We start from the raw sequence: 22,904 nt of genomic DNA on the forward strand, positions 1-22,904 counted from the left end.
TTTACTGTTGTATATTTACTGTTTACACCTGGACTAATTATAAAAATTCTAGACAGATATAAAGATAAATGATAAAACTGGTTTATATATTTTACTTTTTAGTCTTCCACACTGCTTGCAGTAAAACATACCTTCTGTATACAGGCTTTTGCATTAAGCTGTAAGGAGAAAGTATTGTAGCTTTCTACATTCTTTCTCTCGCTTTCTCCGTTTTTTCGTTTTTTATCAGGAGTTGCTTCTTTTTCCTCAGTGCCGCAAGTCCTGTCAGTAAGGTTCCTGCAAAGCTTAGCAGGAATGAAGAAAGTTGTGGAGGATTTCTTAAAACTTCTGCTAGAGTTTGCCTGATGGTATGGCTTGATCTCTTTGGGCATGAATGCTTTTGGGTTCCGGAAATGGACTTAATTTCCATAAGCGGAGAGGCTATTAACTTCATCGACGATATACTTAAGGTATTTTCCGGATATGGATCTCAAGTCCAGTCCATACGAATTTTCGAGGGATATTCTCAGCTTTTTCTGGGATATACCAACCAGGCCTTCATTATTTTCATAAGCTCCTGTAAGGAGGACGTAGTCTCCTGGTGGAAGATCCAGGCTTTTCAGGGAAAGCTTACTCTGGTTTTTCTCACCTATGCTTATCGTTCCATTATTTTTCCCTATAAGGGTCTGGATCTCATTCTTAAGTTCGTCTTTCTCATTTTCAGATTCATATCCACTCAAATTGGTTTCCAAATTCTTTATAAGGTCAATTCCGTTCACAATAGGCCTTATTTTGGTTGTCGTCCCGATTGAGTTAGTGTCTTCAGATGCTGTATAGGTACCATCCTTTATCAGTACAGCCCAGTAAGTATAATTTTTCACAGCAGGTGCGTTCTTCAGATCCAGGTTAACTTCTAAGTTTTCGCCTTCTTGAAGGGTAGACGGAGCTCTGGCTTCCATTTGATACTTGAGAACTTCAAAATATTTTGCTAAAAGGACTTCTTTTTCAGATACTGTTTTTTCTGTTTCGTTTCCTGCGGTGGTTATAAGGATCCAGTAGCGGCCTGCCTGAAGAGGGCCCAATGTTAGGGGAGTAAGATCTCCTTCTTTGTTCAGGGTCGCAGGTATCTTGACATAAGCTTCTGTAGCATTGTTTAAGACATCTTCAAGACTAATTGTGCTGTCATTCATACCATATGAAATCTCATTTTCCGGAGAACTCTGGCTTCGTTCCTTGATGAGATATATGTCCACACTCTGCTGTCCTAAAGCTTCAGGTCCATTGTAGCTCAACTTTAAGCTCTCGTTTACGGTATAAAACGGACGAAGGGAGTATGGATATGACAATATGAATTTCAGATTGTTCCAGCTATTTTTCTTTGTTTTTATTTCAGATATTGCCGACTTGTTTCCCTGGATGTCTGTCCAGTTATATACTTTTACTTCAGGTGTATCTCCTGGGCTTTCATTATCTTTTCCTTCACTTAAATTCTGTTCCAATGAATTTGTTTCCGAAGGCAGACTTTCGTTATTTTGTTCTTCATTCAAGTTCTGTTTCGAAGAGTTTGTTTCTGAAAAGTTCTGTTTCGAAGAGTTTGTTTCTGAAAAGTTCTGTTTCGAAGAGTTTGTTTCTGAAAAGTTCTGTTCCACAGAGTCTATTTCTGAAAGAAGGCCTTCTTCAGACTGTAATTCTATCTGCTTTGTAATGCCCTCAACGTTTACTTCAAAATTGCCTGCCGGTATAGACTTAGTATTATATTCATAGCTGAGACTTCTATCAGAATCTACCTCTATCTTTTGCATGGCTGTTATCTTGAGTTTGACATTAGAACCACTTGCCTTTCCGTCGATCCTGATCTCATATGTTCCTGCAGGGACGTTTGCCTGGGATACTGTGGCGGTGCCGTCTTTTGCTTCTGAGCTTTTAGTTAACCATAGGAGCGTCTTTGCTCTCACATTCAGATCCTCGACTCCTTCTGCCTTCACGGTAAAACTGTTGTCGAAACCAGATGGGATTACTACATCTTCAAGCAGGTACTCGTATTTTCCATCCTGTACCTTCACATCTTTTTCGAAGGATACCAGCACTTTTGCGGTATCTCCCTCAAAACCGGTTCCTTTTATCTTCATCATATCCCCAACAACGGGGTTTTGGGGAGTAAGCTCCCAGTTGCTTGATGCAGCTGCTCCGGGAGAAATAATTAGAAACAGGAACACAGGAAGCAAAAACAGGAGTCTCAAACTTTCTTTATTCTTTGGATTTTTGATAAATGTAAAAACTGGATTCGTTGGCTTAATTTCTTTAGGAAGCAATTTCTCCAACCTCCCCTCTTCATGTTTTTTGACTAGAAAGGCTATTGTCCATTAAACAGTTGTATTGTATATTTACTGTTGTATATTTACTGTTTACACCTGGACTAATTATAAAAATTCTAGACAGACATAAAGACAAATAATAAAACTGGTTTATATATTTTTTTCTTTTTAGTATCTCGCATTGCTGCAGTAAAACCTATCCAGTATACAGGTTTTTGTATCTAGCTGTAAAGAAAAAGGGTTGTAGACTTCTACACCCATTCTCTCATTTTTTTTCAAGATTTTTGATTTTCGTTATGACTTGATGGGGATTTCCCAACTTGTTTCTCTGGGTCTAGTTTATGGTTTTCATTTCTTTTTCCTCAGTACTGCAAATCCTATCAGTAGAGTTACTGCAAAGCCCAACAGGAACGAGGGAAGTTTTGGAGGATTTCTTAAGACTTCTGCTAATGAGTTTGCCTGAATGTATGGTTTGACATCTTCAAATATGAATGATTTTGGATTTTCGAGAATAGACTTAATTTCCATAAGTGGAGAGGTTTCGAATTTCGTCGAAGATTCATCACCCAATGTATTTTCTGAGCTGGGTGTCAAACCCAATCCGTATAAGTCTTCGGGGGATATTCTCATCTTTTTCTGGGTTGTACCTATCAAACCTTTATTATCTTCATAGGCTCCTGTAAGGAGGATGTAGTCTCCTGGTGGAAGATCCAGGCTTTTCAGGGAAAGCTTACTCTGGTTTTTCTCACCTATGCTTATCGTTCCATTATCTTTCCCTATAAGGGTCTGGATCTCATTCTTAAGTTCGTCTTTCTCATTATCGGATTCATACCTACTCAAATTTGTTTCCAAACGCTTGATAAGGTCAACTCCGTTTACGATAGGCCTAATTCCAGTAGTCATTCTCCATCTTGGGTTCGTGCCTTCAAATGCTGTATAAGCACCATCTTTTATCAGTACAGCCCAGTAAGTATAATTCTTCTCAGCAGGTTCATTTTCCAGATCCAGGTTGACTTCTAAGTTTTCACCTTTTTGAATGGCAGACGGAGATCTGGCCTCTATTTGATACTTGAGAACTTCAAAATATTTTGCTAAAAGGACTTCTTTTTCAGATACTGTTTTTTCCGTTTCGTTTCCTGCAGGGGTTATAAGGATCCAGTAATGGCCTGCCTGAAGAGGGTCCAGTCTCAGTGGATCAAGGTCTCCTTCTTTGTTCAGAGTCGCAGGTATCTTAACATAAGCTTCTGTATCATTGTTTAAGACGTCTTCAAGACTAATCGTGCTTTCATTCATACCATATGAAATCTCATTTTCCGGAGAACTCGGGCTGCGTTCCTTGATGAGGAAAATGTCCACACTCTGATATCTTAAAGTTTCAGGTCCATTATAGCTTATATTCACATTATCGTTTGTGGTATAAAACGAACGAAGGGGATAGGAATACGACAGTATATATTTAATATTGTTCCAACTATTTTTTTCTGTTTTTACCTCAGATGTTACTGACTTATTTCCCTGACTGTCTGTCCAGTTATATACTTTTATTTCATTTACTTTCTGACTTCTCAGATTATTCGTCCAGTTTACTTCAGGACTCACTACTTCACTTTCCACACTTTTTGTACTGTTTGAGTTTCCATTGGAGTTTCCGCTTAAGTTTCCGTTTGAGTTTCCATTGGAGTTTCCGCTTAAGTTTCCGTTTGAGTTTCCATCGGAAGTTCCATTTGAGTTTCCATTGGAGATTTTGGTTTTGTTTTCAGTTTCCACTTCCGTACTTTTCAGACTTTTCGATTCATTGACGGTTTCAGTTTTTGTTTCATTTTTCGTTTTGGTATTGTTTTGGGTGACTGTTCTATTCACTGTTGTTGTTTTATATTTCAAATTAGATACATTGCTCTCTGAACTGTCTGATTTATTTTCTTGGATGGCTGTTTTATTTACTGTTATTATTTTGCATTTACAGTTAGATCCATCACTTTTTGAACTTTTTGAGTCATCTCCTTCAATATTTTCTTTGCTATCTGTATTGTTACTGTCTGATTCGTTTTCTTGAGCAACTGTTTTATTTACTGCTATTTTTTTATACCAATCAGTTACATTAATTTCTGAACTTTTTGAATCATTTTCTTCGATATTTCCTTTGCTATCTGTATTGTTACTGTTTGATTCGTTTTCTTGAGCAACTGTTTTATTTACTGCTATTATTTTATACCAGTCAGATACATTAATTTCTGAACTTTTTGAATTATTTTCTTCGATATTTCCTTTGCTATCTGTATTGTTACTGTTTGATTCGTTTTCTTGAGCAACTGTTTTATTTACTGCTATTATTTTATACCAATCAGATACATTAATTCCTGAACTTTTTGAATCATTTTCTTCGATATTTTCTTGACTATCTGTATCGTTACTGTTTGATTCGTTTTCTTGAGCAACTGTTTTATTTACTGCTATTTTTTTATACCAGTCAGATACATTGCTTTCTGAACTTTTTGAATCATTTTCTTCGATATTTTCTTGACTATCTGTATCGTTACTGTTTGATTCGTTTTCTTGAGCAACTGTTTTATTTACTGCTATTTTTTTATACCAGTCAGATACATTGCTTTCTGAGCTTTTTGAATCATTTTCTTCGATATTTTCTTTGCTATCTGTATCGTTACTGTTTGATTCGTTTTCTTGAGCAACTGTTTTATTTACTGCTATTTTTTTATACCAATCAGTTACATTAATTCCTGAACTTTTTGAATCATTTTCTTCGATATTTTCTTTGCTATCTGTATCGTTACTGTTTGATTCGTTTTCTTGAGCAATTGTTTTATTTACTGCTATTTTTTTATACCAGTCAGATACATTGCTTTCTGAACTTTTTGATTCATTTTCTTTAATCTTTTCTTGGCTGTTTTCTACCTTATATACTTTGTAATGTAAAATAGAGTCAGCTAAGTCAGTCTCTTGCTCAATGTCTTCTACTATTCCCTGATTTTCTGTATTATTTTCTGTTTCTGTTTTTGATTTAGTACTGTTTTCTACTGTTTCTATTTTTGATTTAGTATTATTTTCTGTTTCTGTTTTTGATTTAGTATTATTTTCTGTTTCTGTTTTTGATTTAGTACTGTTTTCTACTGTTTCTATTTTTGATTTAGTATTATTTTCTGTTTCTGTTTTTGATTTAGTACTGTTTTCTACTGTTTCTATTTTTGATTTAGTATTATTTTCTGTTTCTGTTTTTGATTTAGTATTATTTTCTACTGTTTCTGTTTTTGATTTAGTATTATTTTCTGTTTCTGTTTTTGATTTAGTATTATTTTCTACTGTTTCTATTTTTGATTTAGTATTATTTTCTGTTTCTGTTTTTGATTTAGTACTGTTTTCTATGGTTTCTTGAGTTTTTGTATTATTTTCTGTTTCTGTTTTTGATTTAGTACTGTTTTCTACTGTTTTCTGATTTTCCTTGCTTTTGTTTTCTCCTACTTTTTGTTCAAAATTTTCTTCATCTTCAGTGCAGTACGAGCATTTATCTTTATGATTTTCATCTACTATAATGTATGAATATCCATCCTCGTTTTCATCTTCTTCGTTACTTCCCATGAAGTATGAATATTCTTTTCCTGTATCGTTTTTTTCGTCACTTTCTATGCAGTACGAACAATTATTCTTCCCGGTCTCGTTACTTACTCCAATGTTTGACTCATGTACTACTTTGTCTCTTGCCTGACTGTTGGTTCTGTTTTCCGCCCCTGTAGCTGATAGTGAAATTACTGAAAAAATTAGAACTAGAGTAATAAATATTAATCTCCACTTTCTGCTAAATATTTCATTGTAAATCCCTGTTTTTTTCTTCAATTAGTGCACCCCTTAATTATCCTCTTTTCTGCTTGAATTTGAGTTTTTACGTTTCTTCATACATTTTATGTGTGACTTTATGTTTTATTTCATTCGAATACCCCGTTGCTTGCAGCGGGGTGCGCCAGCGCAACTTTGATTTTAGCATGATTTGTTATTCTGCAAATTTATTAAGATAAATCTCCTTTATTTCGAAAATTTTAAGGAAATTTTAAAATCATTTAAATATTTTTTAAGGAAATATTTTCTGTAAACGCCTTCTCATTTTTCAAATTTCTTTCTCTTTGAATAACACAATAGCAACAATAATATTATTAAGAGCTCTAAGTCTACCTATCTCGACTTTTCATTACTTAAACTCTTCTTTCTTAGTTCAAATTCCTTTAGTAAATTTTCCTCGTGGATTTGACCTGGGTCAAAAAGAAGTTTTACTTCAAGAGCCAGACTTTCTGCAGATTGCTGGTTGACCTGCTGGGTAATATCTCTAATAATCAAATTCTCTGTACTAACTTCACAGACACTGAACAATTTATTTCAAAAATACAATATATGTTAAAGTTTTAGCCAAAACAGAGTTTTTAGTTTTATTATATCGGCAGGTGAAGAGGCATGAATACTCCAATCTTTAGAGGTTGTCCAACAATTCAATTTCAGAAGGCAACATCTAAAAATAAGGCACTTCATGTTTTAAATTGAAACGTATAGTTTATTAGAAATTGTGATTCTTAATACTATTTACTTGCTTAGGTTAATAGATCACCTTGTATATAATCATATAGACATAAGTGACTAAAAAAAACTTGCTGACAAGATACTCCATTCTTCTCATGGTACTATCTAATTACAGCTTGAGAAACTCTTTATTTTAGTCTCTATTAAATATGATTTAAAATTCATCAAAAAATTAGTGCCAGAGCTAAGTGTAAAAAGTGGTGATATTCAATGAATTATATAAGCGATGTCTATGTAAAAAAAATTTGCCCTGTTTGTGGAACTGAATTTGTTGTCTTGAAAGACATGGAGGAAAAAGCTGTTTACTGTACTCTTCACTGTCTCTCAATATCCGAAAATGAACGGATTAATAGTGTTTCTCCTTTAATATCTACGTAATACAGGAGGACTGGATAGCAGGACTGGAATTATAATCTACGAGTAAGTAAGTGTTCGAATTCAGACTAATAAGTCTAGACGAAATTAAGACATTAATCAGAACTCTAAAACAAAAATCCTGGAATCTAAAAAATTAATTGGAAAATTAGGTATATAACTTCAATTAACAGATTCCATTTTATTTTTAAAATATTTCTAAACTGATTTATTATTATTTACAAGCTCGCATATAATCTCTAGTGTCGTGTCAACGATAAAATCTCGTATAAAATCGATTGCAATTATTCGGGATCGGTGAATCCTTGAGGATTGACGTGATACCAGTATGATATCTATCTACATTCTTGTATAATAATATCTATCTACATTATACTTATAGCCGGTTATATAACGTACATCTAAAGTCGGTCCATAAGTTTTTGCTGGCCGAAGTAGAACTGATATTCTGTCAACTGTGATTCCATATTTCAACTCTTCGATTGAGGATATATAATCTCGAACTCTTCTAGCTATTTATTCTTGTTCTCTCTTGCGATGGATTCTTCTTTCTGAATTCTCTTCTCTCCCTGCAAAGGCTTTATATATTAGATATGCTATGTAAAGGCAAAGTACATGCGAGATGTACATGCGAGATGGAAATTTCACGCATCTTAGTGCTTGAAATTATCTAATCAGATCAATGTGATGCTTAATGCTAACATCCTGGAAGTTTCCGGGAGATAGGGTTTTCTACCGTGTTTTACGGAAGATTTCCTGCATTGAAGATAAATCCAGTGAGAAAAGTCGGATCAACATGAGTGTTAAAGGGCCAATGCTTTGAAACGCCCGCTTTTGGCGTCTTGAGACGCCTAAAATCGCACGAAGCTGTTCAGGTTTTCGATGAGTTGCGGTTGCAGTTACTGAATACTGAAGTTTCAAATCAGGGAACTGAATTTAAAATCAGGTTACCATATACTGAAGTTTCAAATCAGACTACTGAAGTTTCAAATCAGGGCCGGTGCCTGGGTTTGGGTCTGCCAGGATCGTAAAATCGATCCTTTAAGAGTATGCTCCTGCTAGACAAGCTGGGAAGAGGATCGGATATTGCAGATGCCTGAAGGAATTAGGGTACCGGGAGCATAAAGCTCTGGTCTGCTCGAGGCACATATGCCAGGCAGGTCTGAATACATCCCTCCCTACCTGGTAGCGTTCGGGGAATCCAGTGTATTTTTTCTTTTTCCACTCATGTTGGGCCGACCGGAGGGGCTGGCATTTCAATTGAAATTTACGGAGTAGAAATATGGCAAGCATACACCGACCAAAACGAGGTTCCCTCGCATTTAGTCCACGCAAAAGGGCAAAGAGCCACATTCCACGGTTCAGAGCCTGGCCGGAGGCTACAGGTGAACCAAGGCTACAGGGTTTTGCAGGGTACAAGGTGGGCATGACCCACGTGATCATGGTTGATGACACAAAGAACAGCCTTACCCAGGGTATGGAAATCTCCGTACCTGTAACTATCATCGAAACTCCTGCGATAAGGGTCGCAGCCATCCGGGCTTATGCAGAAGACACAGCCGGAGAAAAGGCAATCGCTGAGGTATGGGCAACAGACCTTGATCCTGAACTCAAACGCAGGATTCCTGTACCAAAAGGAGATAACATGGCTGAAACCCTTGGGAATATCGGAAAAATGATCGAAGAAGGAAAGGTAAGTGATATCAGGGCAGTTACCTACACTCTACCAAAGAGCCTTACCGGGGTTCCCAAAAAGACGCCCGATATCATGGAATCCGGAATTAGTGCCAGAGATCTCAACACCAAGTTTGAGTATGCAAAATCAATCCTCGGCACCCTTGTAAGCATAACCGACGTTTTCAAGACCGGGACACTTATTGACACAGCTGCAATTACTATCGGAAAAGGGACTCAAGGTCCTGCCAAGCGCTGGGGCATCCAGCTTATGAAAGGCAAGCACTCCAGACAGGGCAGTCTCAGGCAGATCGGTACTCTTGGTGGCTTCGGCCTTCGCCGTGTCTCCTGGAGAGTCCCGCAGATGGGTCAGACAGGATATCACCAGAGAACTGAGTTCAACAAGCGAATCCTTAAGATTGGATCCGATGGGGAAGAAGTCACTCCAGAAGGCGGCTTCATAAATTATGGCCTTGTCCGTGGGGATTATGTGCTGATCAAAGGCAGTGTTCCCGGACCTTCCAAAAGGCTTATCAGGCTCAGAGATCCGATCAGGGCAAAGAAAGCTGACCTTGGCGAACCAAATATCCTTCACATAAGCAGGGAATCCAAGCAGGGGTGAAGTGAAATGGCTACAGCAAAAACAATAGACCTTACAGGGAAGGTTGTCAGGGAGATTGAGCTTCCCGACGTGTTTGATGTGGATTACCGACCTGACCTGATTAAAAAGGCAGTGCTTGCGGCACAGGCAAACAGGCTTCAACCCTATGGTCCCCGTCTCTATGCAGGCATGGAAACTTCCGCAAGAGGCTGGGGTTCGGGGCGAGGCACATCCCATGTTCCGAGGCTCGTAAACAGCAGCAGAGCTGCAAGAGTCCCGCACGCAAGAGGCGGAAGAAGAGCCCACCCACCAAAGCCGGAAGCTGACAGAAGCGAGAAAGTCAACACCAAAGAACGCCGCTATGCAATCCGCTCTGCAATCGCAGCAACCAGAGACCCGACCCTCGTAAGCCTGAGAGGCCACATCTTTGAAGCCGAGCTTCCTATTGTTACGGAAAACGCTCTTGAAGACTTGGATAAGACAAAGCAGGTAATAGAATTCCTGCAGGCTATAGGAGTCTATGAAGACGTGCTCAGGGCAAAATACGGAAGACACATCAGGGCCGGCCGCGGAAAGCTCAGAGGCAGGAAATACAAGCACAAAAAGAGCGTCCTTATTGTTGCAGGGGAAAGCGCCCCTATCCTGAAGGCTGCAAGAAACCTTTCAGGGGTAGATGTTGCAACAGTGGATTCACTGAATGCCGAATTGCTCGCACCTGGCACTCACGCAGGGCGCCTTACTATCTGGACAGAGTCCGCAGTTGAGAAACTGGAAGGTGCATTCCAATGAGTTCCATTAATTATCCTTTTGTTACTGAAAAAGCGATGATGCTGCTTGACGAAAACAAGCTCCAGTTTATCGTGGATACCAGGTCAAACAAAAAGCAGATCGTAGAAGATGTTGAAAAACTATACGGGTTCAAAGTAAAGTCCGTGCGAACCATGACTACCATGAAGGGCACGAAAAAAGCAATCCTGACATTTGAAGATCCTGAATCGGCACACGAGATTGCAACTCGGATAGGACTGATGTGAGGTGTGATGTATGGGTAAAAGAATCATATCACAAAACAGGGGTAGAGGTACTCCTACCTACAGAGCTCCTTCTCATAAGTACAAGGCAGAACTGAGGCATCCCCGTGTAGATGAGAACACGTCGATTCAGGGGAAAGTAATTAATCTCGAGCACGATCCTGCTCGCTCAGCTCCAATAGCAAAAGTTGTCTTTGAAACTGGGGAAGAACGTCTCCTGCTCGCCTCAGAAGGAATTGCAGTAGGGAGCACAATCGAGTGCGGAGATGATGCCGATGTCAGGCCAGGAAATATAGTTCCTATCGGAAAGGTGCCTGAAGGTTTCTTTATCTGCAACATCGAGTCAAAGCCAAATGACGGTGGCAGATTCGTGCGCTCTTCCGGTGTATACGCAACAGTCGTAACCCACGAGTCTAACAGGACTGCAGTGGCAATGCCTTCAGGTAACATTAAATGGCTTAATCCAAAGTGCAGAGCAGTTGTCGGTATCGTTGCAGGTGGAGGTCGGGTGGACAGGCCATGGCTCAAAGCCGGAAAAAAATACCACAAAATGAAAACAAGAGCTGCAAAGTATCCCAGGGTTTCAGGTGTTGCCATGAACCCGGTTGACCACCCATTCGGTGGAGGTGCCTGGAAGCACCCGGGCAAACCCACAACGGTTAGCAGAAACGCTCCGCCTGGAAGGAAGGTCGGACTGATTGCAGCTAGAAGGACCGGAATGAAGCGCTGATGAGGGGTATTCGTTATGGCTAAAAAATCATCATCAAGATTACCAAAGAGAAAGGGTGAGTATACCTACCGCGGGAAAACCGTCTCAGAACTTCAGGAACTGAGTCTTGAAGAGTTTGCAGAACTCCTGCCTTCAAGAGAACGCAGGAGCATCAAACGCGGATTCACGGACGGACAGAAAAAAGTCCTGCACGAGTTCAAAGAAGGAAAAAAGGTCAGGACTCATCACAGAGACCTGATTATCCTTCCGGAAATGATCGGACAGACTATTGAAATTCATAATGGGAAAGGCTTCGTAAGTGTGGATCTCCAGCCTGAAATGATCGGGCATCGCTTTGGAGAATTCGCACCCACAAGATCAAGAGTTTCACACGGCAGTGCCGGTGTGGGAGCAACCCGTTCAAGCAAGTTCGTGCCACTGAAATGAGGTGAAAGGGAATGGCAAGAATTAATTACTCAGTTAAAGAAGACCCTGAGACTACCTCTAAAGCCATGGGTTCTGAACTCCATATTTCCCCTAAAAAGTCTCGTGAAGTCTGCTGCAAAATTAAGGGTATGAAGGTTCCTGAAGCAAGAAAGTTTTTAGAAGATGTAATTGCTTTAAAGCAGGCAGTTCCCTTCAAAAGACATCATGATGGATCAGGACACCGAAAAGGTCCAATGGCTGCAGGCAGGTATCCTGTTAGTGCTTCAAAAGAGATCCTCAAGATCTTGAGGAATGCAGAAAGCAATGCCGAATACAAGGGCCTTGAACCCGCAAATATGTATATTACTCATGCCGCAATTCAGCGTGGGAGGGTAATTCGTGGATTTATGCCTAGAGCTAGAGGACGGGCAACACCCAAAGACACAGAAACTGTAAATATCGAGATGATTCTTTCCGAGGTGCGCTAAATGGCAATAGAGAGAAAATTCGTAAATGATGGGTTTGTCAAAGCCTCCATGGACGAGTATTTCGCAGAACAGCTGAACAGAGCTGGATATGGCGGTATGGAGCTTAACAGGACCCCAATGGGCACCCAAATTGTTATCTATTCTGAAAAACCTGGAATGGTAATCGGGAAAGCCGGGAAGGTCATCAGAAAGCTTACCAGGGACGTTGCAGCCAGGTACAATCTTGAAAACCCGCAGATTGATGCTCAGGAAGTTAAGAAACCTGAACTTAATGCTCAGATGATGGCATCAAGGCTTGCAGCTTCAATTGAGAGAGGCTGGTATTTCAGGAAAGCCGGACACAACACCCTTCGTGCAGTCATGAATGCAGGTGCACTTGGCTGTGAAGTTGTTATCTCCGGGAAACTTACGGGTGCCAGGTCGAGAGTTGAAAAATTCGTTGATGGGTACATAAAACACTCCGGAAACCCTGTAGACGAGGTTGTTGACGAAGGGTTTGCAGTAGCAATCAAAAAGCTTGGAACCCTTGGCTGCAAAGTCAGGATCATTCAGCCAGGCGTTGTCCTGCCTGACTCATACACTACTACGGAACCAAGTGAGCCTGTAACTGAACCGGTTGAAAAGCCTGCGGAAAAGCCGGCTGCGAAACCGGCTGAAAAACCTGTTGAGGCCCCTAAAAAGGAAAGCGCGGCAAAACCCAAAACTCCTGCAGTAGCACCTGAAAAACCAGTAGAAACAGCTGAAGTCGCAGAGCCTGAAGAAGCCGAGGAAGAACCACAGGCTGAAGTAGCAGAAGACCTTGAAGAGGCTGAAGTCATCCAGGTTGAAGGCTCAGAAGAATTGCGAAGACAGGTCAATGGAGTCTGGCAGCACAAGCACGAAGGTTACGACTACTGGCATCCCATGGCACGGGTTCACAAGGAGGCTAAGGAATAATGGCAATCCTCAGATCCAGAGAAATCCGGGACATGTCACTTGAGGAGCGGGCTGATGAACTCGAGAACCTTAACAGTGAACTGGTCAGGGAACGTGCCCTTACTTCCGCAGGTGGAGCTCCTGAAAACCCGGGAAGAATCGGAGAAATCAGGAGAACGATTGCCCGGATAAAGACAATTCAGCATGAGCTAAATGAAATCTAAAGTGGAAATTCTACCTTCGACCCTTATCTACCATGAACTGATAGGGCTCGAAATTCAGGTGATTCGTTCCACTAATCCAGCATTGATAGGAATCCGTGGCCGAGTGATCGACGAAACGAAAAATCTGTTAATCATAGAAAACTCAGGGCCACGGGAACTAAAGATTCCAAAGGCGGATTCGGAATTTCTCTTCCGAATCCCTACCGAGCTCTCAGAAAAAGGCCGCAGATCCGATACATTCGTTAAAATTCAGGGAAACCTGCTGCTCTCACAACCCGAAAATCGGATCAAGAACATCAAAAAGTTACGCAAATGGGGCTAAACTCATGGCAAGAGATATTGGATTAAACATACCGGCGCCATCAGAAGAATGTAATGATTCATACTGTCCCTTCCACGGAACACTTTCAGTAAGAGGTCAAATCCTTGTAGGTACCGTGGTCAGCAGCAAGATGGACAATACGGTAGTTATTGAAAGGCAATACATGAAATTGGTGCCGAAATACCAGAGATACGAGAAGAGACGTTCAAAGGTGCACGCACACAACCCGCCTTGCATTTCAGCAAAAGTCGGGGATATCGTTACGATCGCAGAATGCAGGCGTATAAGCAAAACGAAGTCCTATGTGGTAGTTAAAGCGGAGGTACCCAAATGAAAGGCATACGCTCCAACATCCCAAGGGCTCTCAACGCAGGCGCCAAGGTTCCCTGTGTGGACAACACCGGAGCCAAGGTCGTTGAGATTATTTCTGTCAAGAAGTACAGAGGGGTCAAGAACAGAATGCCCTGCGCAGGAATTGGGGACATGTGCGTCGTCTCAGTAAAAAAAGGTACACCAGAAATGAGAAAGCAGGTTCTTCTTGCAGTAGTGGTTCGCCAGAAACAGGAGTTCCGCCGTCCGGATGGGCTGCGCGTGTCCTTTGAGGACAATGCAATGGTAATCACGGATGAAGAAGGGATTCCAAAAGGCACGGACATAAAAGGTCCTATAGCAAGAGAAGTAGCTGAGAGGTACCCCAAGATCGGGACTACAGCATCTATCATTGTCTGAGGTGGCGAAAATGGTATCCAAACAGCCTAGAAAGCAGAGAAAGGCAAGATATAATGCGCCTCTTCACGTCAGACAGAAATTCATGGGCGCAAGGCTTAGTGAAGCACTCTCTAAGGAGTACGGCACAAGAAGCGCCGCAGTTATAGCGGGAGACACCGTGAAGGTCATGCGTGGAGATTATAAGGGTACTGAAGGAAAGGTCCAGGCCGTTTCGCTTCAGGACGGCACAATTTCTGTGGACGGAGTTATTTCCACCAAGGTGGATGGTACCGAAGTCCCAAGACCTATATACCCCTCCAATGTTATGATCACAAAACTGGAACTGAAGGACGAGCGCAGAGCATCAAGTATTAAGAAGTGAGGCAGGTGATTTTGTGACACACCAGAAAAGATTATCAATCCCAAGAAGCTGGAAGGCTGGGAAAAAAGGTTATAAGTGGGTCTCCACCACTCGCCCGGGGCCTCACAGTCAGGCACGCAGTCTTCCGCTCGGAATCATAATTCGCGATATTCTCAAGCTTGTAGATAATAGCAGGGAAGGTAAGAGGATTCTCTCGGAAGGCAAAGTTCTTGTAGATGGAATCCCCAGGAAAGACCTCAGGTTCCCGGTAGGGCTTTTTGATGTAATTACACTTCCTCTCGTAAATGAAACATACAGAATGTTCCAGGACGAAAAGGGACGTCTGGCCCTTCACAAGCTGAACGCAACAAACGTTAACAAATTGTGCAGGATTAACAACAAGACTACCCTCAAAGGAGGAAAGGTGCAGCTTAACCTGAATGACGGGACCAACATTCTGGGTTCTAACGAGTACAGCACAAAGGACTCTCTGATTCTCTCATTGCCTGACAAGCAGATAGTAAAGCACCTGCAGTTCAAGGTCGGCAATCTGGCAATGGTAGTAGGCGGCCAGCATTCTGGAGAAATCGGAAAGATTACTGAAATCAGGGAAGTTAAGAGTTCCAGGCACAATACAGTCGCGATTTCAGGGGAAACCGATTTCGAAACAATTGAAGATTACGTTATTGTAATTGGTGAGGACAAGCCTGAAATCCGACTCGGTGGTGAGGTAATTGAGTAACGTTATGCGCACTCCCGTTGTTGAGAAGGTAATTGTCCACATGGGTGTTGGAGAAAGTGGCCAGCATCTCGTAGACGCCGAAGAAATCCTCAGGAATATCACAGGGCAGGAAGTTGTCAGGTGCTTTGCCAAGAGGACTCTTCCGGCTTTCTCGATCAAGAAGAATGAACCTATAGGCTGCAAAGTAACCCTGAGAGGCCAGAGAGCTCAGCAGTTTCTCGAGACTGCTCTTGGTATTGTCGATAAGACTCTTGTCAGGTCCCAGTTTGACTCCCTTGGGAATGTTTCTTTCGGAATTGAAGAACACACTGATTTTCCGGGCATGAAATATGACCCGAATATCGGAGTTTTCGGAATGGACGTAACAGTTGTTATCAAGCGCCCTGGAGAAAGAATCTGCAAGAGAAGGATTGCAACAAGGAAGATCCCGACTAACCACAGGGTCACACTTGAGGATTCTATTGCTTTCCTTAACGATAGCTATGGCGTGGAGGTTATGTAAATGGCAGAGACTATAAATAAGTCCGGAAGAGGAGTAAACGTGTGCAAGCGGTGCGGAAGAAAGCAGGGGCTTGTCCGCAAATATGACATTTACCTCTGCAGGCACTGTTTCAGGGAGATTGCCCACGATATGGGTTTTGAGAAGTATTCATAAGGTGATTAAAATGGTATTACTTGATCCTCTTGCAAACGCCCTTTCCACAATTAAGAATGCCGAGGCTATTGGGAAAAGTTCCTGTATTATCAGGCCTGCCTCAAAAAACATTGGCAACGTGTTGAAGGTTATGCAAGATCTCGGCTACATTGGAGAATTCGAGTTTATCGATGACGGAAAAGCCGGAATCTATAGTGTCACCCTCGTGGGAAGAGTCAACAAATGCGGTGCAATTAAGCCGCGGTATTCCGTAGGAACTGGCAGCTTTGAACGCTGGGAAAAGCAGTTCCTGCCGGCAAAGAACTTTGGCGCCCTTATAATAACTACTTCAAGCGGAGTTATGTCCCAGTACGAAGCCCGTGAGAAGAAGATTGGTGGGCAACTTCTTGCTTATGTATACTGAGCTGGAGGGAACAGGAAATGGTTAAGGAAATTGCAAGAAAAATAGAGATTCCTGAAGGAATTTCCGTTTCTTTCTCTCAGGATGATGTGTTTACAGCCACAGGTCCTCTGGGAACTGTAGAAAGAAAACTATGGTATCCTGGAATCAAGATCTACGTCAGAGACGGCGAAGTAGAGGTTGACGCGGAATCTTCCAGGAAAGAACAGAAAGCCATGGTAGGTACTTTTACTTCCCACATCAAAAACCTTATGAAAGGCGTAAATGAGGGTTTTGAGTGCAAGATGACTATCCTGTACGCTCACTTCCCAATGCAGGTAAAAGTTGATGGTAAGACCCTCATAATCGGAAACTTCCTTGGAGAAAAGAAGCCAAGAATTGCAAAAATCCTTGGTGAGACAAAGGTTAAAGTTTCTGGAAATGAGGTGACTGTTTCCGGAATCAATAAGGAAGATGTCGGGCAGACTGCTGCAAATATTGAACAGAAGACCAAGATCAAGAGATTCGACCCAAGGATTTTCCAGGACGGAATCTACATTGTGCAGAAGCCCTGAGGTGGTTATGATGGCAGAAGAATTCAAATCAGAAGATACTTTAGTTTCCACCCTTGATATGGACTCTGAATCCAGGCGATTATTCAATGTGAGAAAAGTCCAGAAGGGAAAGAAGCCCCAGTTCAAGAGAGCAGCCTGTCATAAATTTAAGAGGCTTGACAGCAACTGGAGGCACCCGAGAGGTACTCAGGGTAAACAGCGTAGAAAATATGTCTCAAAAGGTGCTCATGCCCAGGTGGGATACGGAAGTCCTGCTGCAGTAAAGGGCCTGCACCCGTCCGGTTATTCTGATGTGCTTATTTCCAGCGTTGCTGAGCTTGAGCTCGTTGATCCTTCTTATGAGGCTATCAGGGTAGCATCGACAGTAGGCTCAAGAAAGAAAGCTATTATTATTACAAAAGCTGGAGAACTTGGTATTAAAGTACTGAACCCTGGAAGGAGTGAATAAAAATGTCAGATCTGGCCAATCAAAGAAGGTTAGCCTCCAAAATTCTAGAATGCGGACTTGACAGGGTATGGCTTAATCCGGAAGCCTCCGAAGAGATCGCGTCGGCAATTACCAGGGAAGATATTCGCGGGCTCATTGAGAACGGCACTATTAAAGCTAAGCCGATCAAAGGAGTCAGCAGAGGCCGAGCCAGAGCTCTTGCTGCCAAGCGCAAGTATGGGCACTGTAAAGGTCAAGGTTCAAGAAAAGGTAAGAAAGGAGCCCGTACTCCTAAGAAGGAGCAGTGGATCAAAAAGATCCGGGCGCTTAGAAGAAGACTCAAGGAACTGCGTGCAGATGGAACACTTGATAAATCCGTGTACTGCAGACTTTACAGAAAAGCAAAAGGCGGCGAATACAGAAGTGTTGCTCACCTTAATTCTCACCTTGGGTCTGAAAAACTGTTAAAGAAATAACCTGGAGGAGCTAAATATGGCAACAGGACCGAGATATAAGGTTCCTTTTAGACGACGAAGAGAAGGACGCACTAATTACCACCTGAGACTCAAGTTACTGATCTCAAAGCAGGATCGTGTGGTTGTCAGGAAGAGTGCAAGAAATGTTCAAATCCAGTTAATAGCTCCGACCCCAGAAGGGGATATAACTTATTCCTCAGCCGTTTCGAGTGAGCTTGCTAAGTACGGTTACACAGGGGTTACCGGAAACACAACGGCTGCATACCTTACGGGACTCCTGTTCGGGCTTAAAAGCTTGAAGAAGGGGTATGAAGGAGGAATTCTGGATATAGGACTTCAGGCTTCCTCTGCAGGTTCCAGGGTTTATGCTGCGCTTAAAGGCATAGTTGACTCGGGTTTCGAAGTCCCCTGCAGCCCTGAAGTTTTCCCTTCGGATGAGAGAATCCGGGGAGAGCACATTGCTGAATACAGAGAAGAGAGCTCAGACCTGCCAGAGCAGTTTGAAGCAACCAAAGAGAAAATCTTTGCTGAGTTTAGTTAAGGTGATTAAATGGCATTCGATGAAGAATGGATTCCAAAAACCAGGCTTGGAAAATTAGTTATGGAAGGACAGGTTGCTTCCATGGAAGAAGCAATCAAATCAGGCCTGCCTATCAGGGAACCTCAGATAATTGATATGCTGCTTCCTGACCTGGAAGACGAGGTACTCGATATTAACATGGTTCAGAGGATGACTGACTCTGGACGTCGTGTGAAATTCAGAGCAACTGTAATTGTAGGAAACAGAAATGGCTATGTAGGGCTCGGGCAGGCAAAGGATGTGCAGGTAGGGCCTGCTATCCGTAAGGCAATTGATGCTGCAAAGCTCGATATCACCTATATCCATAGAGGCTGTGGATCCTGGGAATGTGCCTGTGGTCTGCCTCACACTGTTCCTTATGAAGTAACCGGAAAGGCAGGCAGTGTAAGCGTAACTCTTATTCCGGCACCAAGAGGCCTTGGAATTGCTGCAGGGAATACTGCAACCAAAGTGCTGGAAAAAGCCGGGATTAAAGATGTATGGACCAAGACCTTCGGTACTACCCGGTCTACCCTCAACTTCGCAAAGGCAACCTTTGACGCCCTTAATCAGGTCAATGTTATGAGGCTGCCAGTCTACTGTAAGGAGGAAGCCTGATATGTATGCCATTGTTAGGTTGAGAGGTCAGGTTAATGTCCGGTACACGATTGAAGATACGATGAAGATGCTTCGCTTGCACAAGGTTAACCATTGTGTGCTTGTGCCTGAGAATCCTCATTTCAAAGGTATGGTCCAGAAGGTGAAGGACTACGTTGCCTTTGGGAAAATTGATGCAAATACCCTTGCAGAGATCCTCGAAAACCGTGGAAGACTCGAAGGCGATACTCGCCTGACTGAGGAATATATCAGGGAAAACACAGCCTATGATTCAATTCAGGCTTTTGCTGAAGCTGTAGTTAATGGAGAAACTACCCTTAAGTCAGTTCCCAAACTGAAGCCTGTTTTCAGGCTTCACCCTCCAAGAAAAGGACACGCAGGGATTAAAAGAACCGTACAGCAGGGTGGCGAGCTCGGAGACCACGGCGATGGGATCAATGCACTCCTGCACAAAATGAGATAAGGTGGTTAGAATGGATACAAAGAAGTTCAGAGGGTCCAGGACCTGCGGAGGCGGGACTCATAAAAACAGGCGTGGAGCCGGAAACCGCGGAGGACGTGGAAAAGCCGGTGCCTGTAAGCACCACTTTGTAAGAGCTATGTTCAGGGGATACAGCTACGGAAAGCATGGTTTCAATCTCCCTGCTGAGATCTCCAGGGACGTTTCCATAGTAAATGTGGGAGAACTTGATGAACTTGCTCCTTACCTTGTTGAGGAAGGGCTTGCAGAAATCAAGGATGATGCATACCACATCAACCTTGAAAACCTTGGAATCGAAAAAGTACTCGGAAGCGGACGTGTTATGAAGAACCTTGTTGTTACTTCGGAAGGATTCTCCGCATCTGCCCGCGAAAAAATTGAAGCCGCTGGTGGAAGTTGCATCGATGCCGAATAAGTAATGTCACTTGGCATTACTTATTTTAATTCTTTTGGTAACTTTTTCATATTAGATGTACTATACTTACCAATGTCTTACGGTAAAACGTGATCTAATATTTTAATTATTATAATAAATTATATTTTGAATGGTGTAATCGATGACTCTCAGGGATACGTTAGAACCGTTTTTTAACAAGTTACCTGCAGTAGCAAGTCCGGAAAAACACGTCCATTTTAAGGATAAGCTCTGGTGGACTCTGGGAGTCCTTTTGCTGTACTTTGCTCTGGCAAATGTACCGCTTTTTGGGATGTCCCAGGACTCGGTTGACCTTTTTGAATCTTACCGTGCCTTCTTTGCAGGTGCGTCTGGATCTCTAATTCTCCTAGGTATCGGGCCTATTGTCACGGCTTCGATTGTCCTGCAACTTCTTGTTGGAGCAGATATCATTAAATTGGACCTGTCAGATCCCAAAGATCAGTCATTCTTCCAGGGAGCTCAGAAGTTCCTTGTGTTTGTCATGATCATACTGGAAGCTCTGCCGCAGCTACTTGGTGGATATATCCAGCCGGATCCAGGGCTCGCTTCTTCTCTAGGTGTAGGCCTGGGAGTAATCACCTTCCTGCTTCTTATCCAGATCTTTATTGGAGGCGCACTGATCCTTTTCATGGATGAAGTGGTTTCCAAATGGGGCATCGGGTCAGGAGTCGGGCTTTTTATTGTTGCGGGAATCTCTCAGCAGATTGTTACAGGAATCTTTAACTGGCAGCTTGATTCTTCCGGGCTCCCGGTCGGGCTGATTCCAAAATGGATTTACATCGCCCAGAACGTTGGAGCAGATTACCTTCTTTCAGGTGAGGGCGTGTTGTATATGCTGGTCAGTGGAGGTATTCTTGCGCTTCTAAGCACGATTGTTATTTTCTTGCTTGTGGTGTACGTGGAAAGTACAAGAATCGAAATTCCTCTCGCCCACAGTGCGGTTAGAGGAGCAAGGGGCCGTTTTCCTGTCAAGTTAATATACGCATCAGTCTTGCCGATGATCCTTGTCAGAGCTCTTCAGGCGAATATCCAGATGATTGGAATTATTCTTGCCAGCCGTGGAATCACTTTCTTTGGAGAGTTCCATGGGTCTACGCCGCTAAACGGGATTATGTATTACCTTGCTCCAATACACAGTCCTTATGATTGGATTCCATCTCTTGTAAGACAGTCCTTTTCAGGTTATGGGGCGGCTACACCTGCAAACTGGCAGATTGTACTTCATGTCTTTACAGATGCTACTATGCTTGTCGTAGGCGGAATTATCTTTGCACTCTTTTGGATAGAAACAACGGGTATGGGAGCTAAACCTACTGCACAGAAGATTTTCAATTCCGGCATGCAGATTCCAGGTTTCAGGCGAAATATTAGCAGTATTGAAAAAGTTACCCAGCGTTATATCCCGAAAGTCACCGTAATAGGTGGGGCTTTCATAGGGCTGCTGACGCTGATTGCAAGCTTGCTCGGTACTCTTGGAAGTACTAGTGGTACAGGGCTTTTGCTGGCTGTCAGTATCGTATATCGTCTCTATGAGGACATAGCTTCCGAGCAGATGATGGAAATGCATCCGATGATCCGCTCCTTCTTTGGGGAACAGTAAAGGGTTCTTTTTGAGCTGTAATAAGGAATCGAATAAGAGAGATGTAATGTAAACAAACTAAAGGGTAAACACAGGGATCTTCAAATGAATATAATACTCTTCGGGCCCCCAGGTGCCGGAAAAGGTACCCAGGCCAAAAAAATGGTTGACAACTATGGAATCCCGCAGATCTCCACAGGTGATATCCTGCGGGCAAATGTCAGGGAAGGAACCGAGCTTGGGCTTGCAGCCAAGGAATATATGGACAAAGGAGAACTTGTTCCTGATGAGGTACTTATAGGGATTATCAAGAACCGTCTTAAAGAACAGGACTGTGAAAAGGGTTTCATCCTTGACGGGTATCCAAGAACAATACCTCAGGCTGATGCTCTTGCAGTCATACTTGATGAGATCAATAAGCCCATAGATGTTGTTCTCAATCTCGAAGTGCCTGATGAAGAACTGATTGAAAGAATAAGCGGTCGCCTTATGTGCAACTGCGGTGCGAGCTACCACAGGACTTTTAACCCGCCGAAAAAAGATGATGTCTGTGACATTTGCGGGGGTAAGGTTTTCCAGCGTGCTGATGACAAAGAAGAGGCTGTCAAGAACCGTCTTAATGTCTATAAAAAGCAGACAGAACCTCTTATTGACTATTACACAAAGCAGGGACTTCTGGTAACTCTAGACGGCACAAAAGATATCGACGAGGTATTTGAAGAAATAAAGGCAGTTCTTAAAAAATTTGCCTGAATTCTTCATTTCTTTTTCATTTTATTAAATCTTCTAACTTTTTTATTATACCTCTATGTTTTGTTATTTATCGAAATGCCTTTGCTTTTTTCGCATTCATTTGATTCAAATAATTTGTATTTAAATAATATGTGGCTATTTATATCAACAAAAAATACATTACGGAGAAACTGAGTTAATATGACTGAAAACTCGATCGATGAACTGGTTAACTGGGTTATCAGCGTTGATCGCCGTTTGATTCTGATGGACTCCATGAAAAGGCACCCCTTTGTAAGGGCTTCGGATATTGCTCATGAGACAAGCCGATCCACACAGAATATCAGCCATGCTTTAAAGGAACTTGAGAGTAAGGGCTTAATTCAGTGTTTGACTCCTGAAAAAACCACATGGAGAAAGTATATCCTGACAGAAGAGGGAAAAACAGTTTTAGAAAAACTGGATGGAAAATACCTTTGATTATTGAGATTCTTGGAACCAGATTTCTATTTAAGTGCTTGCTGGTTGAGACATTTTTC

29 protein-coding genes are annotated in these 22,904 nt (G+C 42.3%); 26 read left to right on the forward strand and 3 right to left on the reverse strand.

Going from position 1 to position 22,904, the window contains the following annotated elements; genetic code table 11:
• Positions 1-98: 98 nt before the first annotated feature.
• The 3 genes from MSBRW_RS04685 to MSBRW_RS04700 form a co-directional block, all read right to left on the reverse strand.
• Positions 99-371, reverse strand: coding sequence for a hypothetical protein (locus tag MSBRW_RS04685; protein WP_011305155.1), 273 nt, complete (start codon positions 369-371; stop codon positions 99-101).
• A gap of 27 nt (positions 372-398) precedes the next feature.
• Positions 399-2,291, reverse strand: a complete 1,893-nt coding sequence (locus tag MSBRW_RS20105) for a TIGR04279 domain-containing protein (RefSeq protein ID WP_011305154.1) — start codon at positions 2,289-2,291, stop codon at positions 399-401.
• Positions 2,292-2,642: 351 nt separating this feature from the next.
• The gene (locus MSBRW_RS04700) at positions 2,643-6,140 is read right to left on the reverse strand and encodes a TIGR04279 domain-containing protein (RefSeq protein WP_011305153.1); all 3,498 of its coding nucleotides are present in this window, start codon (positions 6,138-6,140) and stop codon (positions 2,643-2,645) included.
• A 2,389-nt stretch (positions 6,141-8,529) separates the two neighbouring features.
• Between MSBRW_RS04700 and rpl3p the strand changes: the two genes are divergently transcribed.
• The 26 genes from rpl3p to MSBRW_RS04830 all read left to right on the forward strand — a co-directional run bounded on the left by rpl3p (position 8,530) and on the right by MSBRW_RS04830 (position 22,845).
• Complete coding sequence (gene rpl3p, locus MSBRW_RS04705; protein ID WP_011305152.1) at positions 8,530-9,543, forward strand: 50S ribosomal protein L3; 1,014 nt, start codon at positions 8,530-8,532, stop codon at positions 9,541-9,543.
• Positions 9,544-9,549: 6 nt separating this feature from the next.
• Complete coding sequence (rpl4p, locus tag MSBRW_RS04710) at positions 9,550-10,311, forward strand: 50S ribosomal protein L4 (protein ID WP_011305151.1); 762 nt, start codon at positions 9,550-9,552, stop codon at positions 10,309-10,311.
• Positions 10,308-10,556 carry a 50S ribosomal protein L23 gene (locus MSBRW_RS04715; RefSeq protein WP_011305150.1) on the forward strand — a complete coding sequence of 83 codons (249 nt, stop codon included), beginning with the start codon at positions 10,308-10,310 and terminating at the stop codon, positions 10,554-10,556. The genes rpl4p and MSBRW_RS04715 overlap by 4 nt, the downstream gene beginning before the upstream one ends.
• A 10-nt stretch (positions 10,557-10,566) precedes the next feature.
• On the forward strand, positions 10,567-11,283 hold the full coding sequence (locus tag MSBRW_RS04720; protein WP_011305149.1) for a 50S ribosomal protein L2: 717 nt from the start codon (positions 10,567-10,569) through the stop codon (positions 11,281-11,283).
• A 15-nt stretch (positions 11,284-11,298) separates the two neighbouring features.
• The gene (locus MSBRW_RS04725; RefSeq protein ID WP_011305148.1) at positions 11,299-11,709 is read left to right on the forward strand and encodes a 30S ribosomal protein S19; all 411 of its coding nucleotides are present in this window, start codon (positions 11,299-11,301) and stop codon (positions 11,707-11,709) included.
• A gap of 11 nt (positions 11,710-11,720) precedes the next feature.
• Entirely contained in the window at positions 11,721-12,176 is a 456-nt protein-coding gene (locus MSBRW_RS04730; RefSeq protein WP_011305147.1) for a 50S ribosomal protein L22, read from the forward strand.
• Entirely contained in the window at positions 12,177-13,112 is a 936-nt protein-coding gene (locus tag MSBRW_RS04735; protein ID WP_011305146.1) for a 30S ribosomal protein S3, read from the forward strand.
• A complete protein-coding gene (gene rpmC, locus MSBRW_RS04740; protein WP_011305145.1) occupies positions 13,112-13,315 on the forward strand; it encodes a 50S ribosomal protein L29 in 204 nt (67 codons plus the stop codon). The genes MSBRW_RS04735 and rpmC overlap by 1 nt, the downstream gene beginning before the upstream one ends.
• Positions 13,305-13,637 carry a ribonuclease P protein component 1 gene (rnp1, locus tag MSBRW_RS04745; RefSeq protein ID WP_011305144.1) on the forward strand — a complete coding sequence of 111 codons (333 nt, stop codon included), beginning with the start codon at positions 13,305-13,307 and terminating at the stop codon, positions 13,635-13,637. The genes rpmC and rnp1 overlap by 11 nt, the downstream gene beginning before the upstream one ends.
• 4 nt (positions 13,638-13,641) lie before the next feature.
• Positions 13,642-13,971, forward strand: coding sequence for a 30S ribosomal protein S17 (locus MSBRW_RS04750; RefSeq protein ID WP_011305143.1), 330 nt, complete (start codon positions 13,642-13,644; stop codon positions 13,969-13,971).
• On the forward strand, positions 13,968-14,366 hold the full coding sequence (gene rpl14p / locus MSBRW_RS04755; RefSeq protein ID WP_011305142.1) for a 50S ribosomal protein L14: 399 nt from the start codon (positions 13,968-13,970) through the stop codon (positions 14,364-14,366). Before MSBRW_RS04750 ends, rpl14p begins: the two co-directional genes overlap by 4 nt.
• A gap of 10 nt (positions 14,367-14,376) precedes the next feature.
• The gene (rplX, locus tag MSBRW_RS04760) at positions 14,377-14,727 is read left to right on the forward strand and encodes a 50S ribosomal protein L24 (RefSeq protein ID WP_011305141.1); all 351 of its coding nucleotides are present in this window, start codon (positions 14,377-14,379) and stop codon (positions 14,725-14,727) included.
• A gap of 13 nt (positions 14,728-14,740) precedes the next feature.
• On the forward strand, positions 14,741-15,448 hold the full coding sequence (locus MSBRW_RS04765) for a 30S ribosomal protein S4e (RefSeq protein ID WP_011305140.1): 708 nt from the start codon (positions 14,741-14,743) through the stop codon (positions 15,446-15,448).
• Positions 15,449-15,452: 4 nt separating this feature from the next.
• On the forward strand, positions 15,453-15,950 hold the full coding sequence (locus MSBRW_RS04770) for a 50S ribosomal protein L5 (protein ID WP_048102287.1): 498 nt from the start codon (positions 15,453-15,455) through the stop codon (positions 15,948-15,950).
• Positions 15,951-16,103 (forward strand): 30S ribosomal protein S14, encoded by a 153-nt coding sequence (locus tag MSBRW_RS04775; protein WP_011305138.1) that lies wholly within the window; start codon positions 15,951-15,953, stop codon positions 16,101-16,103.
• Positions 16,104-16,113: 10 nt separating this feature from the next.
• Entirely contained in the window at positions 16,114-16,506 is a 393-nt protein-coding gene (locus MSBRW_RS04780) for a 30S ribosomal protein S8 (RefSeq protein ID WP_011305137.1), read from the forward strand.
• A gap of 17 nt (positions 16,507-16,523) precedes the next feature.
• A complete protein-coding gene (locus tag MSBRW_RS04785) occupies positions 16,524-17,057 on the forward strand; it encodes a 50S ribosomal protein L6 (protein WP_011305136.1) in 534 nt (177 codons plus the stop codon).
• Between the two features lie 10 nt (positions 17,058-17,067).
• Complete coding sequence (locus MSBRW_RS04790; protein WP_011305135.1) at positions 17,068-17,505, forward strand: 50S ribosomal protein L32e; 438 nt, start codon at positions 17,068-17,070, stop codon at positions 17,503-17,505.
• A gap of 2 nt (positions 17,506-17,507) precedes the next feature.
• Entirely contained in the window at positions 17,508-17,960 is a 453-nt protein-coding gene (locus tag MSBRW_RS04795; protein WP_011305134.1) for a 50S ribosomal protein L19e, read from the forward strand.
• A gap of 16 nt (positions 17,961-17,976) precedes the next feature.
• Entirely contained in the window at positions 17,977-18,501 is a 525-nt protein-coding gene (locus MSBRW_RS04800) for a 50S ribosomal protein L18 (RefSeq protein WP_011305133.1), read from the forward strand.
• A gap of 9 nt (positions 18,502-18,510) precedes the next feature.
• Positions 18,511-19,137, forward strand: a complete 627-nt coding sequence (locus tag MSBRW_RS04805) for a 30S ribosomal protein S5 (RefSeq protein WP_011305132.1) — start codon at positions 18,511-18,513, stop codon at positions 19,135-19,137.
• 1 nt (position 19,138) lies between these two features.
• Positions 19,139-19,600 carry a 50S ribosomal protein L30 gene (locus tag MSBRW_RS04810; RefSeq protein ID WP_011305131.1) on the forward strand — a complete coding sequence of 154 codons (462 nt, stop codon included), beginning with the start codon at positions 19,139-19,141 and terminating at the stop codon, positions 19,598-19,600.
• 10 nt (positions 19,601-19,610) lie between these two features.
• The gene (locus MSBRW_RS04815) at positions 19,611-20,033 is read left to right on the forward strand and encodes an uL15m family ribosomal protein (RefSeq protein ID WP_011305130.1); all 423 of its coding nucleotides are present in this window, start codon (positions 19,611-19,613) and stop codon (positions 20,031-20,033) included.
• A gap of 142 nt (positions 20,034-20,175) precedes the next feature.
• On the forward strand, positions 20,176-21,654 hold the full coding sequence (gene secY, locus MSBRW_RS04820; RefSeq protein WP_011305129.1) for a preprotein translocase subunit SecY: 1,479 nt from the start codon (positions 20,176-20,178) through the stop codon (positions 21,652-21,654).
• A gap of 84 nt (positions 21,655-21,738) precedes the next feature.
• On the forward strand, positions 21,739-22,386 hold the full coding sequence (locus MSBRW_RS04825; RefSeq protein WP_011305128.1) for an adenylate kinase: 648 nt from the start codon (positions 21,739-21,741) through the stop codon (positions 22,384-22,386).
• Between the two features lie 180 nt (positions 22,387-22,566).
• The gene (locus MSBRW_RS04830) at positions 22,567-22,845 is read left to right on the forward strand and encodes a hypothetical protein (RefSeq protein ID WP_011305127.1); all 279 of its coding nucleotides are present in this window, start codon (positions 22,567-22,569) and stop codon (positions 22,843-22,845) included.
• The last annotated feature ends 59 nt before the right edge of the window (positions 22,846-22,904 follow it).

It is taken from the genome of Methanosarcina barkeri str. Wiesmoor (assembly GCF_000969985.1).
Taxonomy (GTDB): Archaea; Halobacteriota; Methanosarcinia; order Methanosarcinales; family Methanosarcinaceae; genus Methanosarcina; species Methanosarcina barkeri_B.

Coding starts and splice junctions, on each gene's coding strand:
- MSBRW_RS04685 (WP_011305155.1), bottom strand. CDS start 371: ATGCCCAAAGAGATCAAGCCATACCATCAGGCAAACTCTAGCAGAAGT.
- rpl3p (WP_011305152.1), top strand. CDS start 8,530: ATGGCAAGCATACACCGACCAAAACGAGGTTCCCTCGCATTTAGTCCA.
- rpl4p (WP_011305151.1), top strand. CDS start 9,550: ATGGCTACAGCAAAAACAATAGACCTTACAGGGAAGGTTGTCAGGGAG.
- MSBRW_RS04715 (WP_011305150.1), top strand. CDS start 10,308: ATGAGTTCCATTAATTATCCTTTTGTTACTGAAAAAGCGATGATGCTG.
- MSBRW_RS04720 (WP_011305149.1), top strand. CDS start 10,567: ATGGGTAAAAGAATCATATCACAAAACAGGGGTAGAGGTACTCCTACC.
- MSBRW_RS04725 (WP_011305148.1), top strand. CDS start 11,299: ATGGCTAAAAAATCATCATCAAGATTACCAAAGAGAAAGGGTGAGTAT.
- MSBRW_RS04730 (WP_011305147.1), top strand. CDS start 11,721: ATGGCAAGAATTAATTACTCAGTTAAAGAAGACCCTGAGACTACCTCT.
- MSBRW_RS04735 (WP_011305146.1), top strand. CDS start 12,177: ATGGCAATAGAGAGAAAATTCGTAAATGATGGGTTTGTCAAAGCCTCC.
- rpmC (WP_011305145.1), top strand. CDS start 13,112: ATGGCAATCCTCAGATCCAGAGAAATCCGGGACATGTCACTTGAGGAG.
- rnp1 (WP_011305144.1), top strand. CDS start 13,305: ATGAAATCTAAAGTGGAAATTCTACCTTCGACCCTTATCTACCATGAA.
- MSBRW_RS04750 (WP_011305143.1), top strand. CDS start 13,642: ATGGCAAGAGATATTGGATTAAACATACCGGCGCCATCAGAAGAATGT.
- rpl14p (WP_011305142.1), top strand. CDS start 13,968: ATGAAAGGCATACGCTCCAACATCCCAAGGGCTCTCAACGCAGGCGCC.
- rplX (WP_011305141.1), top strand. CDS start 14,377: ATGGTATCCAAACAGCCTAGAAAGCAGAGAAAGGCAAGATATAATGCG.
- MSBRW_RS04770 (WP_048102287.1), top strand. CDS start 15,453: ATGCGCACTCCCGTTGTTGAGAAGGTAATTGTCCACATGGGTGTTGGA.
- MSBRW_RS04775 (WP_011305138.1), top strand. CDS start 15,951: ATGGCAGAGACTATAAATAAGTCCGGAAGAGGAGTAAACGTGTGCAAG.
- MSBRW_RS04780 (WP_011305137.1), top strand. CDS start 16,114: ATGGTATTACTTGATCCTCTTGCAAACGCCCTTTCCACAATTAAGAAT.
- MSBRW_RS04785 (WP_011305136.1), top strand. CDS start 16,524: ATGGTTAAGGAAATTGCAAGAAAAATAGAGATTCCTGAAGGAATTTCC.
- MSBRW_RS04790 (WP_011305135.1), top strand. CDS start 17,068: ATGGCAGAAGAATTCAAATCAGAAGATACTTTAGTTTCCACCCTTGAT.
- MSBRW_RS04795 (WP_011305134.1), top strand. CDS start 17,508: ATGTCAGATCTGGCCAATCAAAGAAGGTTAGCCTCCAAAATTCTAGAA.
- MSBRW_RS04800 (WP_011305133.1), top strand. CDS start 17,977: ATGGCAACAGGACCGAGATATAAGGTTCCTTTTAGACGACGAAGAGAA.
- MSBRW_RS04805 (WP_011305132.1), top strand. CDS start 18,511: ATGGCATTCGATGAAGAATGGATTCCAAAAACCAGGCTTGGAAAATTA.
- MSBRW_RS04810 (WP_011305131.1), top strand. CDS start 19,139: ATGTATGCCATTGTTAGGTTGAGAGGTCAGGTTAATGTCCGGTACACG.
- MSBRW_RS04815 (WP_011305130.1), top strand. CDS start 19,611: ATGGATACAAAGAAGTTCAGAGGGTCCAGGACCTGCGGAGGCGGGACT.
- secY (WP_011305129.1), top strand. CDS start 20,176: ATGACTCTCAGGGATACGTTAGAACCGTTTTTTAACAAGTTACCTGCA.
- MSBRW_RS04825 (WP_011305128.1), top strand. CDS start 21,739: ATGAATATAATACTCTTCGGGCCCCCAGGTGCCGGAAAAGGTACCCAG.
- MSBRW_RS04830 (WP_011305127.1), top strand. CDS start 22,567: ATGACTGAAAACTCGATCGATGAACTGGTTAACTGGGTTATCAGCGTT.